Annotated in this window: 12 protein-coding genes and 1 pseudogene; 7 read left to right on the forward strand and 6 right to left on the reverse strand. The window is 54.8% G+C overall.

Translation table 11 applies throughout. From position 1 onward, the window contains the following. Positions 1–78: 78 nt before the first annotated feature. Positions 79–681: pseudogene (locus tag ACLJPE_RS14160) on the forward strand (nucleoside hydrolase); the annotation flags it as partial. 21 nt (positions 682–702) lie between these two features. Here ACLJPE_RS14160 and ACLJPE_RS14165 read toward each other — a convergent pair. The 6 genes from ACLJPE_RS14165 to citS form a co-directional block, all read right to left on the reverse strand. Then, positions 703–1,389 carry a response regulator gene (locus tag ACLJPE_RS14165; RefSeq protein ID WP_000377415.1) on the reverse strand — a complete coding sequence of 229 codons (687 nt, stop codon included), beginning with the start codon at positions 1,387–1,389 and terminating at the stop codon, positions 703–705. A 1-nt stretch (position 1,390) separates the two neighbouring features. Beyond that, positions 1,391–3,010, reverse strand: a complete 1,620-nt coding sequence (locus ACLJPE_RS14170) for a sensor histidine kinase (protein ID WP_001563099.1) — start codon at positions 3,008–3,010, stop codon at positions 1,391–1,393. A 134-nt stretch (positions 3,011–3,144) separates the two neighbouring features. Continuing rightward, complete coding sequence (locus tag ACLJPE_RS14175; protein ID WP_000444883.1) at positions 3,145–4,446, reverse strand: oxalacetate decarboxylase subunit beta; 1,302 nt, start codon at positions 4,444–4,446, stop codon at positions 3,145–3,147. 12 nt (positions 4,447–4,458) lie between these two features. After that, a complete protein-coding gene (gene oadA / locus ACLJPE_RS14180) occupies positions 4,459–6,234 on the reverse strand; it encodes a sodium-extruding oxaloacetate decarboxylase subunit alpha (protein WP_052905100.1) in 1,776 nt (591 codons plus the stop codon). A gap of 15 nt (positions 6,235–6,249) precedes the next feature. Beyond that, the gene (locus tag ACLJPE_RS14185; protein WP_001001155.1) at positions 6,250–6,489 is read right to left on the reverse strand and encodes an oxaloacetate decarboxylase subunit gamma; all 240 of its coding nucleotides are present in this window, start codon (positions 6,487–6,489) and stop codon (positions 6,250–6,252) included. A gap of 158 nt (positions 6,490–6,647) precedes the next feature. After that, a complete protein-coding gene (citS, locus tag ACLJPE_RS14190) occupies positions 6,648–7,988 on the reverse strand; it encodes a citrate/sodium symporter CitS (RefSeq protein ID WP_024797394.1) in 1,341 nt (446 codons plus the stop codon). A gap of 244 nt (positions 7,989–8,232) precedes the next feature. Between citS and citC the strand changes: the two genes are divergently transcribed. Genes citC through citG form a run of 6 tightly spaced genes read left to right on the forward strand, consistent with a single transcriptional unit; the run spans position 8,233 to position 13,433 of the window. Further along, positions 8,233–9,276, forward strand: a complete 1,044-nt coding sequence (gene citC / locus ACLJPE_RS14195) for a [citrate (pro-3S)-lyase] ligase (protein WP_072102275.1) — start codon at positions 8,233–8,235, stop codon at positions 9,274–9,276. 29 nt (positions 9,277–9,305) lie between these two features. After that, positions 9,306–9,599 (forward strand): citrate lyase acyl carrier protein, encoded by a 294-nt coding sequence (gene citD, locus ACLJPE_RS14200; RefSeq protein WP_000691461.1) that lies wholly within the window; start codon positions 9,306–9,308, stop codon positions 9,597–9,599. Next, positions 9,596–10,465 (forward strand): citrate (pro-3S)-lyase subunit beta, encoded by an 870-nt coding sequence (gene citE, locus ACLJPE_RS14205; RefSeq protein ID WP_001247811.1) that lies wholly within the window; start codon positions 9,596–9,598, stop codon positions 10,463–10,465. The genes citD and citE overlap by 4 nt, the downstream gene beginning before the upstream one ends. Before the next feature lie 10 nt (positions 10,466–10,475). Next, the gene (citF, locus tag ACLJPE_RS14210; RefSeq protein WP_000665573.1) at positions 10,476–11,996 is read left to right on the forward strand and encodes a citrate lyase subunit alpha; all 1,521 of its coding nucleotides are present in this window, start codon (positions 10,476–10,478) and stop codon (positions 11,994–11,996) included. After that, the gene (citX, locus tag ACLJPE_RS14215; RefSeq protein WP_000679050.1) at positions 11,996–12,547 is read left to right on the forward strand and encodes a citrate lyase holo-[acyl-carrier protein] synthase; all 552 of its coding nucleotides are present in this window, start codon (positions 11,996–11,998) and stop codon (positions 12,545–12,547) included. Before citF ends, citX begins: the two co-directional genes overlap by 1 nt. Then, positions 12,525–13,433: a triphosphoribosyl-dephospho-CoA synthase CitG gene (gene citG, locus ACLJPE_RS14220; RefSeq protein WP_001103245.1), complete on the forward strand. Its 909-nt coding sequence runs from the start codon at positions 12,525–12,527 to the stop codon at positions 13,431–13,433. Before citX ends, citG begins: the two co-directional genes overlap by 23 nt. Positions 13,434–13,479: the final 46 nt, after the last annotated feature.

Raw genomic sequence — 13,479 nt, forward strand, 5'->3', positions numbered from 1 at the left:
TGATGAACGCCCCGGAGCCCATGACATTGGTGGCGATAGGGCCATTGACCAATATTGCGTTGCTACTGATGCACTATCATCGCTATCCGGGATGTGCTGATGAACGCCCCGGAGCCCATGACATTGGTGGCGATAGGGCCATTGACCAATATTGCGTTGCTACTGATGCACTATCCGGAGTGCCGCTTCAACATTCACCGGCTGGTGATTATGGGCGGTTCCGCAGGGCGCGGCAATTTTACGCCTAATGCTGAATTTAACATTGCTGTCGATCCGGAAGCCGCCGCCCACGTATTTCGTAGCGGCATTGAGATTGTGATGTGTGGGCTGGACGTCACCAATCAGGCCGTGTTGACGCCGGAGTATCTGGCTACGCTTCCTGCGCTTAATAAAACCGGCGGCATGCTGCATGCATTGTTCAGCCATTACCGCAGCGGCAGTATGCAAAGCGGTCTGCGGATGCACGATCTCTGCGCTATCGCCTGGCTGGTGCGTCCGGAGCTTTTTACCCTGCAATCCTGTTTTGTGGCCGTAGAAACGCAGGGGCAATATACCGCCGGTACCACGGTGGTGGATATTGAAGGGCGTCTGGGGCAGCCCGCCAACGCGCAGGTGGCGCTGGCGCTGGATGTGGACGGTTTTCGTCAGTGGGTGGCTGAGGTGTTTGCCTGTGCGCCGTAATTACATGTTGGCGCCATAATCTCATACTTTGCCGCGATAGAGTCTCTCCGGCCTGCCCACTTTCCCGTAGCTGATCTCCGCTTCGAGAAAGTTATTTTTCACGCCTTGTTCCAGATAGCGTCGGGCAGTGGTTTTACTGCTGCCCAGAATTTGCGCCAGAGTGTCTGCTGTATGTACTGCCTGCGGGTCGGCGAATATTTGTCGTACCCGGTTGAAGGTGTTTTCATCAATTCCCCGCAGTCCGCTATTCGGTTCTGCGGTTTGTTCTTTGGCCTGGATATTAAATAAGGCATCAACGTGCGTCTGGTTTGCCTGCTCACTGGAACGTAACGAACTGCGGTAACGGGTGAACCGCTCCAGGGTATGCTGCAGGCGCTGATAATGTACCGGCTTAATCAGATAATCGAATACGCCCATGCGTAAGGCATCGCTGATGGTATCCATATGATTGTCGGCGGTAATGAAAATAATTCGCCCCGTGTAGTTGGTGCTGATGGTATGACGAATTAAATCGATCCCTTTGCCATCGGGTAAAAAATTATCCAATAGAATTAACTGTGGTTGATAGAGGCGTATTTGCTTCTTTGCACTTTCCAGTTTGTCTGCGATGCCGACGATTGAAAACTGGGGAAAAAGCTTGATGGTGTCCACCAGGATTTCCGCTAGCATCGGTTCGTCTTCAACGATGAGTGTCGTAATGCTATCCATGTTATTCTTCTCTGGTAAAAGGGATATAGAGGGTAAAAATGGTGCCAAAAGGATTATTGTTATCGACGATAATGTCACCATTGGCCTGCTTGACGTAGCTGTGCACCAACCATAATCCAATTCCGTGATCGCCGTTGTTGTGGGTGGTCACTCCACGCTCGAAAATATGCTGGCGGATATTTTCGTCAATACCACATCCCTGATCGGCAACTTCAATAATGACTTCATTACCTTCGCTGTTGATCAGGCACTCAATCTGTCGCGAGCCTTCGCGATTGAGCAGGGTGGCGTTATAGGCGTTGTCCAATAAATTGCCAACAATCGAAATCCATTCATTATGCGAGAGCGATGACGGCAGGTGTTCAACAAAGCTTGAAGGATCGAAAATCAGCTCCAGCCCCAGCTCTTTTGCCCGATAATATTTACCGATTAATAGCCCCGCAAGGTGGTGGTCGCGGAAATTATGGGAAATAAAATCGAGTACTTTCTGGTGGCTTTCCGACTGCTGCTGAATCAGCGCCAGCGCATTATCGTAGCGCTTCAGGAACAGCAGTCCGGCAATGGTGGAAATAAGGTTGCGATGCTCATGCTGCACGGCGCGCAGGTTATCGGCGTATTGCCGCACCTGACTTAACTGCAGGCTGAGTGTATTGATATCGTCTTTGTTGCGAAAGCTAATAACCCAGCCCTGAGGCTGGTTGTCAATAATGACCGCCATGCGACTGGCGATGACTTTCATTTGGTTAAAGGTGACGATCTCATCTTTTTTGTTTTTTTGCGGCGCATCGTAAAAAAAAGCCTCCGGCAACACGATATGGTGGATTGCATAGCCAATGAGTTCAGACTCCGGTTGGCTCAGATTCAGTAAGCGGCGAGCCGTTTGGTTAATGGCGGTAATACGGTGATGGGAGTCAATGGCGATCAACCCTTCAAATACCGACTCAAATAACACGCTTTGCTGAATTAATAGTTGTGAAAGCTGCTGCGGCTCCATGTTAAGCATCTGCTTTTTAATATGCAGCGAGAAGCGGCGGGCGCAGTACAACAGCACCAGCAACAGTATCGCCATCGGGAACAGCAACGAGCTGATTTGTAAGTTAAGCCAGCTCTCCAACTGTTCCAGAGTATAGCCGACGGAAACAATACCGATGACTTTACCGGTACTGTCCTGAATCGGGGATTTACCACGTAAGGAAGAGCCTAATGAACCTTTACGCACCGATACGTAGCTTTTAGCGTTATACAGCGCGTCGTCGCTATCGCCGCCCTCCATATATTTGCCGATCTCATTCGGGTTGACGTGATACAGTCGCTGACCTTTTTCGTTGCCAACGGTAATGTAAGTCGCATCCGAAAACGAGCGCATTGGGTCAATCAGCGCTTTGATGCGTGGCAAATCATGCGCCTCTACGGCTTCAACTAATTCTGGCATAGCGGATATTTGCATTGCCTGAATAAGCGCACGTTGGCCCACCTGATAATGCAGGCGCTCTTTCGTGATATCGGTCAGATACCAGGTGATTGCCAGCATCACGATGGTGGATGTAAACAGGATCAGTAGAAATATCCGGTTTTGAAACGAGCGTCTGGCAAACCAGTGTGTAATTTCCCGTATAAACATATTGGTATTTAGATATTTAATTACGGTATTTTCTTGCATTCGGCATCACCGGAACCTGAACCAGTTCATACTTACTTTTCTTTCAGAAAAAATTTGGATGAAAATGGGATACGACATGCGTATCCCATCCACTATTACATCGCCAGCACGTATTTCAGCATCACGCCCGCCGCAATGGCCGAACCGATAACCCCCGCCACGTTCGGGCCCATCGCATGCATCAGCAGGAAGTTCTGCGGGTCCGACTCCAGGCCCACTTTGTTCGACACCCGTGCCGCCATCGGCACCGCCGACACCCCCGCCGAACCGATAAGCGGGTTGATTTTGTTCTTACTGCACAGGTTCAGCAGCTTCGCCATCAGCACCCCGGCCGCCGTCCCGATACCAAAGGCAATCACCCCCAGCAGCAGAATGCCCAGCGTCTGCGGCTGCAGGAACTTGTCCGCCACCAGCTTGGCGCCCACCGACAGCCCGAGGAAGATGGTCACGATATTAATCAGCCCGTTCTGTACCGTGTCGCTCAGACGCTCCACCACCCCGCTTTCACGCATCAGATTGCCAAAGCAGAACATCCCCAGCAGCGGCGCGGCGTCCGGCAACAGCAGGGCCACCAGCATGAGCAGCACCACCGGGAAGAGGATTTTTTCCCGCTTGCTGACGGTGCGCAGCTGCACCATGCGGATTTTGCGCTCAGTCTCCGTGGTCAGCGCCTTCATAATCGGCGGCTGGATTAACGGCACCAGCGCCATATACGAGTACGCCGCCACCGCGATGGCCCCCAGCAGCTCCGGCGCCAGCTTGCCCGACAGATAAATCGCCGTCGGGCCGTCCGCGCCGCCGATGATGCCGATGGCCGCCGCCTGCGGCAGGGTGAAGGAAATCAGGCCGAAGTAGTTCAGCGTCAGCGCCCCCAGTACCGTAGCGAAGATGCCGAACTGCGCCGCCGCGCCGAGCAGCAGGGTGCGCGGATTCGCCAGCAGCGGGCCGAAGTCGGTCATCGCCCCCACGCCCATAAAGATGACCAGCGGCGCGACGCCGGAGCCAATCGCCACTTTATAGAACAGCGCCAGTACCCCCGGCGTGTAGCCCATGTCCACCGCCAGGTTCTCCATCTGGCTCTGCACCGACGGCAGCGCCAGCGCTAACGCCTCCTTGATGGCATGAACGTCCGGCGCGCAGTTGAGCTTCGCGGCAATCACCGCCAGCTGCCCGGCGTCGTGATGCGCCAGCAGGCTTTCCAGCGCGGTCAGCGCCATGCCCGCTTCCGGGATGTTGGAGAGCAGCCCGCCGAAGCCAATCGGCAGCAACAGCAGCGGCTCGAACTTTTTCGCAATCGCCAGCCACAGCAGCAGCAGGCTGACCAGCAGCATGATGGCCTGGCCTGCGCCAAGGTGCATCAGCCCCATGCCCTGAAGCAGGGCGTTCAGACTTTCCATTTCAGTTCTCCGTTACGCCAGCGTCATCAGGGTGTCGCCCACAGAGACCGCGTCTCCGGACTTCACCGCGATACCGCGTACCGTCCCGGCCTGCGCGGCGCGGATTTCGGTTTCCATCTTCATGGCCTCCAGAATCAGCAGCACATCGCCTTCGGCCACCGTCTGGCCCTCGGTGGCAATCACCTTCCAGATATTCCCCGCCAGCGGGGCGGTGACCGGGGTGCCTGCGCCTGCGGGGGCGGCGGCCTGAACCGGTGCGGAAGAGGCCGCCGGTTCAGCCGCAGTGAGCTGGCTGATATCGCCGCCGTCGCTGACCTTCACCACAAAGGCTTTGCCTTCCACTTCCACGGTGTAGATACCGGAAGCTGCGGCTTTTGCCGGGGCAGCGGCAGGCTGCGCGGCTTCCGCCTGCGGCACCGGCTCAAACGCCGCCGGGTTGTGGCGGTTCTCAAGGAATTTGAGGCCGGGTTGCGGGAACAGCGCCACGGTGAGCACGTCGTCGATGGCGTTTCCCGCAAGCTGGATGCCCTTCTCCTGCGCCTGGCGCCTGACGTCCGCTTCCAGTTCAGCCAGTTCCGGTTTGAGTAAATCCGCCGGACGGCAGGTCACCGGGGCTGCCCCTTCCAGCACGCGGGCCTGTAACGCGGCGTTAACCGGCACCGGGGTGTGGCCGTATTCGCCTTTCAGAATGCCCGCCGTTTCTTTGGCAATGGTTTTGTAGCGTTCGCCGGTCAGGACGTTGAGCACCGCCTGGGTGCCGACAATCTGCGAGGTGGGGGTCACCAGCGGGATAAAACCGAGGTCCTCGCGCACGCGGGGGATTTCCGCCAGCACCTGGTCCAGCTTGTCCGCCGCATTCTGCTGCTTCAGCTGGCTTTCGAGGTTGGTCAGCATCCCGCCCGGTACCTGCGCCACCAGAATGCGGCTGTCGTAGCCTTTCAGCTGGCCTTCAAAGGCGTGATATTTTTTGCGCACCTCGCGGAAGTAGGCGGCGATGCTTTCCAGCTTCAGGATATCCAGCCCGGTGTCATATTTTGTGCCGGCAAGCGTGGCGACCAGCGCCTCGGTGGCCGGGTGGCCGTAGGTGGCGCTCATGGAGGAAATCGCCGTGTCCACGCCGTCAACGCCCGCCTCGATAGCCTTCAGCAGGGCCATCTCCGCCATCCCGGTGGTGGCGTGACAGTGCAGGTGCAGGCGCACCTCAAAACGTTTTTTGATTTCACTGACCAGCTCAAAGGCGGCCATCGGCGTCAGGATGCCGGACATATCCTTGATGGCAATCGAGTCAACGCCGGTTTCCAGCAGCTGTTCGGTCAGGTCCAGCCAGGTCTGCAGGGTGTGCGCCGGGCTGGTGGTGTAAGAGAGCGTGCCCTGGGCGTGTGCGCCGTGGCTGCGCACCGCCTGCAGGGCGGCTTTCATATTGCGCGGGTCGTTCATGGCATCAAACACGCGGAACACGTCCATGCCGTTTTTCACCGCGCGTTCGACAAAACGCTCCACCACGTCATCGGCGTAGTGGCGGTAGCCGAGCAGGTTCTGGCCACGCAGCAGCATCTGCAGCGGGGTTTTGGGCATGGCTTTTTTGAGTTCGTGCAGGCGCAGCCACGGGTCTTCGCCGAGAAAGCGAATGCAGGCGTCAAAGGTGGCGCCGCCCCAGCATTCGAGGGAGCCGTAGCCCACGTCATCGAGCGCGGCGGCAATGGGCAGCATATCGTCAAGGCGCAGGCGGGTGGCGAACAGGGACTGGTGGGCGTCGCGCAGGACGACATCGGTAATGGCAATAGTCATGGATCCCTCCGGGAATTAAGCGTTAAGGCGGTGATGGTGAATGGCGGCGGCAATCACCGGCTTTAAGCGGGTGAAGTCGTCCACGACGGGAACGGCGCGCGGTGCGGGCGCGGCGACGGGTTCCGGGAAGAAGCGAGTAATCACGGCAGACATGCCGCGAATAGCAAAGATGAGCAGGAACAGAAAGCTCAGTACGAACCCCATCCCTAAAAACATCAGGGTGAAACCTTCACCCAGTAGTACAGCTTCATTCATGAATCATTTTCCATAATGAGAGGCACGACGGTGGCCTTGACGACAACCTTCCTGGTGAATCCGGCTAAGGAGTAGAGTGGATTTCCCTTGGCCACCTCTGGCTTTGGCCTCTACTTTTCTCCAGGTCGTTTGCGGCAAAGACACCGCCGTGCGTTTTTTTACACCATCATGCTGAACACGATGCTAGCGATAACCAGCACAATACCGCCGCCCAGACGAGAGGAAATTTGTGCATATGAAATGAGGTTCATACGGTTACAGGCGGAGAGCACTTCCAGATCGCCGGAGCCGCCGCGGTTGGCCATACAAAGACCCGCAGTAATGGATGATTCAATCGGGTAGAAGCCAATCAACCAGCCCCCGATAGCTGCGCCAACGACAGCGCCGACCACAATGATTGCGGCGATAACGACGTTCGCGAACGTCAGGGCATCGATGATCTCTTGCAGATCGGTGTAGCAAACGCCCACACCGACCATCAGCACCCACAGCAGTTGTTTAGAGAAGAAGTCAGAAAGACGTTTCGCCCCGGCTTTAATCTCCGGTGAGCAAAGGCCTGATGCGTTCAGCGCAGCAACAATCAGGACCATCCAGGCGAAGTAGTGAATAGAGACGCCGCCGATGCTTGGCAGAATTTTTTTGGCAACGACATAGGCCAGCAGGAAGCAAGTGGTGGATAGCACCATGCCAACCGCCGTTTCACGATGGGTAATCTGACCGGCTTTTTCATCATCTTCGGTTTTGAAGGAAGCCTTACGAACCAACTCACCTTCACCGCTAAGCCAGGTGTATTTTTTGCCAATCATATCGAGGAGTGCAGCGAAAATAATGGCGAAGATGTTTGCGATGGTCAGAATGGCGATAGCCGTTGAGTAGTACTCTTCGCGAGAACGTCCGGTAACCGAGTGATAAATTTCAGACAGAGGCACGGCGCCCGCGCCGTTACCACCGCCCATAATCGGCAGAACGTACAGCATCATGATACGGTCGACCGGGATACCGAAGCACAGACCAATGACGATACCGAAAAGGGACGCGCCGACGATCCCGGCGAGGATGGTTGGGATATAGCCCAGCAGTGATTTTAATAGCAGCTTACGGTTTACCGACAGGATAGCGCCTGTGATCAACACCGCGATAAACAGGTTAAGGAAGTTGCTTTTATCCATTACGTTGCTGATCGCATCAATTTCTTTCTGCGTAAATATGCCAGCATAGACAAAATAAGCTGCAACCAGAAATATCATAACCGGTGCGCCGCCAATATATTTATTGAAGATCGGTAAACGTTTGCCGATTTCACCAAAAATGGCCCCCATCACAAACATAAGGGCAAAACCACCGACTAAGTCAGTAGGTATAGCATTATAAAAATGAGAAAGTAATAAAGTAATTAATGCAAAAGCATAAAGCGGTAGCGGCATACCAAAGATTTTGAATCTGAGTAAATCGCTAGCCCCCTTTCTCTCCGTAGCCGAAGCCTGGGTCATGTTGGTCATAAACATTTTCCTGTGTATTGATGGGTAACAAGACCTGCGCATACTAATAAATTCAATGAACCGTGAGATGTGACTATCTTCACTGAATGGTTGTGTTTTTAATTAATTTAATTGTTTTTATTAACTCTGATTAATTAAGGAAATAAAAACTATAAAGGTCATAAAGGCAGCGGGGAAAGTGTGATGTCTATTCCAGACGAATAATATAAACACTGGCGAAATATGCGGCGTTATTTGCTGACGGATGCTGAATAGAGTGAATCTGATATTTAAACGCATTTATTTGCAAAAGGATGTATTGCGTCGCGAGTCGGTCGCCATGTTTCTGAAGGGCGAGGGACTCGCCCTGGAAGACGATTGTGAAATCGCGGTATGCGCATATTGGCAGGGTGAGATAGTTGGATGCGGCTCGCTGGCCGGGAACGTACTGAAATGCATCGCTGTTTCCCCAGTTTTACAAGGGGAAGGGCTCAGCCTCAAACTGCTGACTGAGTTGCTTACATTGGCCTACGAGTTAAGCCGCAGCGAGCTTTTCCTGTTCACTAAGCCGCAAAATCGGTTGCTGTTTTCTGGCGCGGGGTTTTGGCCCATTGCGCAGGCAGGTGAGCTGGCGGTGTTAATGGAGAACAGCAGTGAACGGTTAGCGCGCTTTTGTCGCCAACTGGCGCTTTATCGTCAACCGGGAAAAACGATCGGCGCCATCGTCATGAACGCCAATCCGTTTACCTTGGGCCACCGTTATCTGGTGGAGCAAGCGGCTGCGGCCTGTGACTGGCTGCATCTGTTTGTGGTCAAAGAAGATGCTTCATTTTTTTCCTATACCGACCGTTGGGCGCTGATCGAACAAGGAATCGCGGGTATTGACAACGTCACGTTGCATTCCGGCTCCGCTTATATGATCTCGCGTGCGACGTTTCCCGGCTATTTCCTCAAAGAAAAAGGGGTTGTGGACGACTGCCATTGCCAGATCGATCTGCAACTCTTCCGTGAACATCTGGCTCCAGCTCTGGGGATTACCCATCGTTTTGTCGGCAGTGAACCGTTTTGTCCTCTGACCTGTGCCTATAACCAGCGAATGCACGACATTTTACACGATCCGAAGCGCAGCGGCCCGGTTATTGAGGTCGTCGAGCTGGCGCGGGTGGAGAAAAACGGCACGGCTATTTCCGCCTCTCGCGTCAGAAAACTGTATAGCGAACGTAATTGGCCGGCGATAAGCGCGCTGGTGCCTGCTGGTACCCTGGCATATCTGCAGCGGCATGCCGCCAGACACACTGAAACCATATGACGTAACACCGTTAACAAGGAACATAACTAATGAAAATCATTAAAGATGCCCTGGCAGGCACGCTGGAATCCAGCGATGTGATGATCAGGATTGGTCCATCCAGCGAGCCAGGAATTCGGCTGGAGCTAGAGAGTCTGGTGAAGCAGCAGTTTGGCGCGGCGATTGAGCAAGTCGTGCGCGAAACGCTGGCGAAGCTGGGCGTTGAACGCGCGCTGGTTAGCGTCGATGACAAAGGCGCACTGGAGTGTATTTTACGCGCCCGAGTGCAGGCGGCGGCGCTGCGCGCTGCAGAACAAACGGAAATTCAATGGAGTGCGTTATGAGACCACGTCGCAGTATGTTGTTTATCCCCGGCGCAAATGCGGCCATGTTGAGCACCTCGTTTGTCTATGGTGCGGACGCGGTGATGTTCGACTTAGAAGACGCCGTAGCGTTACGTGAGAAAGATACCGCCCGTCTTTTGGTTCATCACGCGCTTCAACATCCGTTCTATCAGGATGTTGAAAAAGTGGTGCGCATTAATCCACTGAACACGCCGTTTGGTCTGGCCGATCTTGAGGCCGTCGTGCGTGGTGGCGCGGATATTGTGCGTCTGCCGAAAACCGACAGCAAAAACGATGTGCTGGAGCTGGAAGCGCAGGTCGAACGGATCGAACGTGAATGCGGACGCGAGGTCGGCAGTACCAGGCTGATGGCGGCGATCGAATCAGCGAAAGGCGTGGTCAATGCCGTCGACATCGCCACCTCCAGCCCGCGCATGGTGGCAATTGCGCTGGCGGCATTTGATTACGTGATGGATATGGGCACCAGCCGGGGCGATGGCACCGAGCTGTTCTACGCCCGCTGCGCAGTGCTGCACGCGGCGCGTGTTGCGGGTATTGCCGCCTATGATGTTGTTTGGTCGGATATCAATAATGAAGAAGGCTTCCTGAAGGAAGTGCAGTTGGCGAAAGGACTTGGTTTTAACGGTAAGTCCTTAGTGAATCCACGTCAGATTGAGCTGTTACATCAGGCTTATTCTCCGACACGTAAAGAAGTTGAGCATGCGTATGAGGTGATTGCCGCCGCTGAAGAGGCTGAGTCTCGCGGTCTGGGCGTCGTTTCACTCAACGGCAAAATGATTGACGGCCCGATTATCGACCACGCGCGCAAAGTGGTGGCGCTGTCGGCTTCCGGTATTCGTGATTAAGGAAGGAACCATGAAAGAGACTGTAACCATGCTCAACCAGCAATATGTCGTACCGGAAGGATTACAGCCCTACCAGGGGGTAACAGCGAACAGCCCGTGGCTTGCCAGCGAAACGGAAAAGCGTCGGCGTAAAATTTGTGACTCGCTTGAAGAGGCTATCCGTCGTTCCGGGCTTAAAAATGGTATGACGATCTCCTTCCACCATGCGTTTCGTGGTGGCGACAAAGTCGTCAATATGGTGATGGCGAAGCTGGCGGAAATGGGATTCCGCGATCTGACGCTTGCCTCCAGCTCATTAATTGATGCCCACTGGCCGCTTATCGAACACATTAAAAATGGCGTGGTGCGGCAGATTTACACCTCCGGGCTGCGCGGCAAGTTAGGGGAAGAGATCTCCGCTGGCCTGATGGAAAACCCGGTACAGATCCACTCTCACGGCGGCCGCGTAAAACTGATTCAGAGCGGTGAGCTGAATATTGATGTCGCTTTCCTCGGCGTGCCGTGCTGCGACGAATTTGGTAATGCGAACGGCTTTAGCGGCAAGTCACGCTGCGGCTCTTTGGGGTATGCGCAGGTTGATGCGCAGTACGCTAAATGTGTGGTGCTCCTGACTGAAGAGTGGGTCGAGTTCCCCAATTATCCGGCCAGTATCGCGCAGGATCAGGTTGATTTGATCGTGCAGGTGGATGAGGTAGGGGATCCGGAAAAAATCACTGCGGGCGCGATTCGTCTGTCCAGCAACCCGCGTGAACTGTTGATCGCCCGACAGGCGGCCAATGTAATCGAACACTCAGGCTATTTTTGTGACGGTTTCTCGCTGCAAACCGGCACCGGTGGCGCATCTCTGGCGGTCACCCGTTTCCTGGAAGACAAAATGCGTCGCCACAACATTACGGCGAGTTTTGGCCTGGGCGGGATCACCGGCACCATGGTGGATCTGCATGAGAAAGGGTTGATCAAAGCGCTGCTGGATACGCAATCATTCGATGGCGATGCAGCCCGTTCGCTGGCGCAGAATCCACATCATATTGAAATCTCAACCAATCAATACGCGAACCCCGCCTCTAAAGGCGCGGCATGCGAACGCCTGAATGTGGTGATGCTGAGCGCACTGGAAATTGACGTGAATTTCAACGTTAACGTGATGACCGGTTCAAACGGCGTACTGCGTGGCGCATCGGGCGGCCATAGCGATACGGCAGCAGGGGCCGATCTCACCATTATTACCGCACCGCTGGTCCGTGGCCGAATCCCATGCGTGGTGGAAAAAGTGCTGACTACCGTCACGCCTGGGGCAAGTGTTGATGTGCTGGTTACCGACCATGGTATTGCGGTGAACCCTGCGCGTCAGGATCTGCTTGATAACCTGCGTGCTGCGGGCGTGGCGCTGATGACCATCGAACAACTGCAACAGCGCGCTGAGCAACTGACCGGTAAACCGCAGCCGATTGAGTTTACCGATCGGGTGGTGGCTGTGGTGCGTTATCGCGACGGTTCAGTGATTGACGTGATTCGCCAGGTTAAAGGCTGATGAAGGGCACAGACCTGCTGTACCAGGGCCAGGCAGTTACGCTGGAGGAGATGCTACAAGCGCGCGATAAACGTGCCGCCAGGCAGCGTCAGGCGTTGAACTGCTATCGGCTACCGTTGATTTCCCTCACGCTGGTTGCACCGGGCGCCGTTAAAAACTCAGCGGTCTGGCGGCGTGTCGCCGATTATGCAATTGCCGAAATACTGGCGCTTTGCGAACAGAAGGAGTGGGTCAACGTCTGGGAAATGCAGGTGAATGAACGCAGCGGCCCGGAATGGATGGCAGCGGTCTGTGCGCCGGCAATGGCGTTGAAACAGCACATGTCGACACTAGAGATGAGCCATCCGTTAGGGCGGCTTTGGGACATCGACATTATTGATAGCGACGGTAAGTCGCTATCACGCCGTGAACTCGGGCATCCTGCCCGGCCATGTTTGATATGCCAGCAGGATGCTCATCTCTGTGCCCGGGGCAAGCATCACACCCTTGACCTTTTGTTGGATGAAATTGCACGAAGGATTGAATGCTATGAACGTGAGCGTTGTGACTGAACGGCGTACGCCAGCGTACTCATCGCTGGCGGCTGGCGAACTTAATGGGTTGGTTGCAAGAGCGCTGCTGACGGAAGCCAGGCTGACACCAAAACCCGGTCTGGTCGATATTCGTAATTCGGGAGCGCATAGGGATATGGATCTGGCGGCATTTGAACGTAGCACTACCGCCATTGCTCCATGGATGGAAAAGTTTTTTATCATGGGCAACAACACGGCGGCGGTGGCGGCAGAAAATGTCCTGGTGATGCTGCGTCCGCTGGGGATGGCCTGTGAGAACGATATGCTACAGGCGACCAATGGTGTGAATACCCATCGCGGGGCGATTTTCGCTTTTGGCCTGCTGAGCGCAGCGATTGGCCGACTTCTCGCGCGGGGAGAACCGTTGGAGCAAAATCGTATCTGCGACCAGGTTGCCCGCCTGAGTCGGAATATTGTTGCCCACGAGCTCTCAGCAAAAAAAGCGGGAAAACTGACAAAGAGTGAAACCCATTTCCAGTGCTATGGCCTGTCGGGCGCGCGGGGAGAAGCGGAAAGCGGTTTTCGAACCGTCAGAACGCAGGCTTTGCCGGTGTTTAACCGGGTCGTACAGGAGCATGACGATACCCATCTTGCCCTGCTGCAAACATTGTTGCATCTGATGGCGTGGAATGATGATACCAATCTGGTGTCACGGGGAGGCCTGGAAGGGCTTTACTACGTGCAGCAGCAGGCACAAAAATTGTTGTGGCAAGGGGGCGTATTGGTTGAGGGGGGCATTGAAGCGATGCAGTCCCTCGATGATGAACTCATCCTGCGTAACTTAAGCCCTGGCGGTAGCGCGGATTTACTGGCAGTGACCTGGTTTTTAAGTCATTTTCCTGCCGGTTCCCTCTATCCTGAGTAAGTTTCTCTTCTTTCATTCTCTCCAGCAATGATTCATCCTGCGGGAT

This window comes from Salmonella sp. SAL04196 (assembly GCF_046550835.1).
In the GTDB taxonomy this organism is placed as follows: Bacteria; Pseudomonadota; Gammaproteobacteria; order Enterobacterales; family Enterobacteriaceae; genus Salmonella; species Salmonella enterica.

Bases quoted from the DNA above. Each gene is read 5' to 3' on its own strand.
- ACLJPE_RS14165 (WP_000377415.1), bottom strand. From the start codon at position 1,389: ATGGATAGCATTACGACACTCATCGTTGAAGACGAACCGATGCTAGCG.
- ACLJPE_RS14170 (WP_001563099.1), bottom strand. From the start codon at position 3,010: ATGTTTATACGGGAAATTACACACTGGTTTGCCAGACGCTCGTTTCAA.
- ACLJPE_RS14175 (WP_000444883.1), bottom strand. From the start codon at position 4,446: ATGGAAAGTCTGAACGCCCTGCTTCAGGGCATGGGGCTGATGCACCTT.
- oadA (WP_052905100.1), bottom strand. From the start codon at position 6,234: ATGACTATTGCCATTACCGATGTCGTCCTGCGCGACGCCCACCAGTCC.
- ACLJPE_RS14185 (WP_001001155.1), bottom strand. From the start codon at position 6,489: ATGAATGAAGCTGTACTACTGGGTGAAGGTTTCACCCTGATGTTTTTA.
- citS (WP_024797394.1), bottom strand. From the start codon at position 7,988: ATGACCAACATGACCCAGGCTTCGGCTACGGAGAGAAAGGGGGCTAGC.
- citC (WP_072102275.1), top strand. From the start codon at position 8,233: ATGCTGAATAGAGTGAATCTGATATTTAAACGCATTTATTTGCAAAAG.
- citD (WP_000691461.1), top strand. From the start codon at position 9,306: ATGAAAATCATTAAAGATGCCCTGGCAGGCACGCTGGAATCCAGCGAT.
- citE (WP_001247811.1), top strand. From the start codon at position 9,596: ATGAGACCACGTCGCAGTATGTTGTTTATCCCCGGCGCAAATGCGGCC.
- citF (WP_000665573.1), top strand. From the start codon at position 10,476: ATGAAAGAGACTGTAACCATGCTCAACCAGCAATATGTCGTACCGGAA.
- citX (WP_000679050.1), top strand. From the start codon at position 11,996: ATGAAGGGCACAGACCTGCTGTACCAGGGCCAGGCAGTTACGCTGGAG.
- citG (WP_001103245.1), top strand. From the start codon at position 12,525: ATGAACGTGAGCGTTGTGACTGAACGGCGTACGCCAGCGTACTCATCG.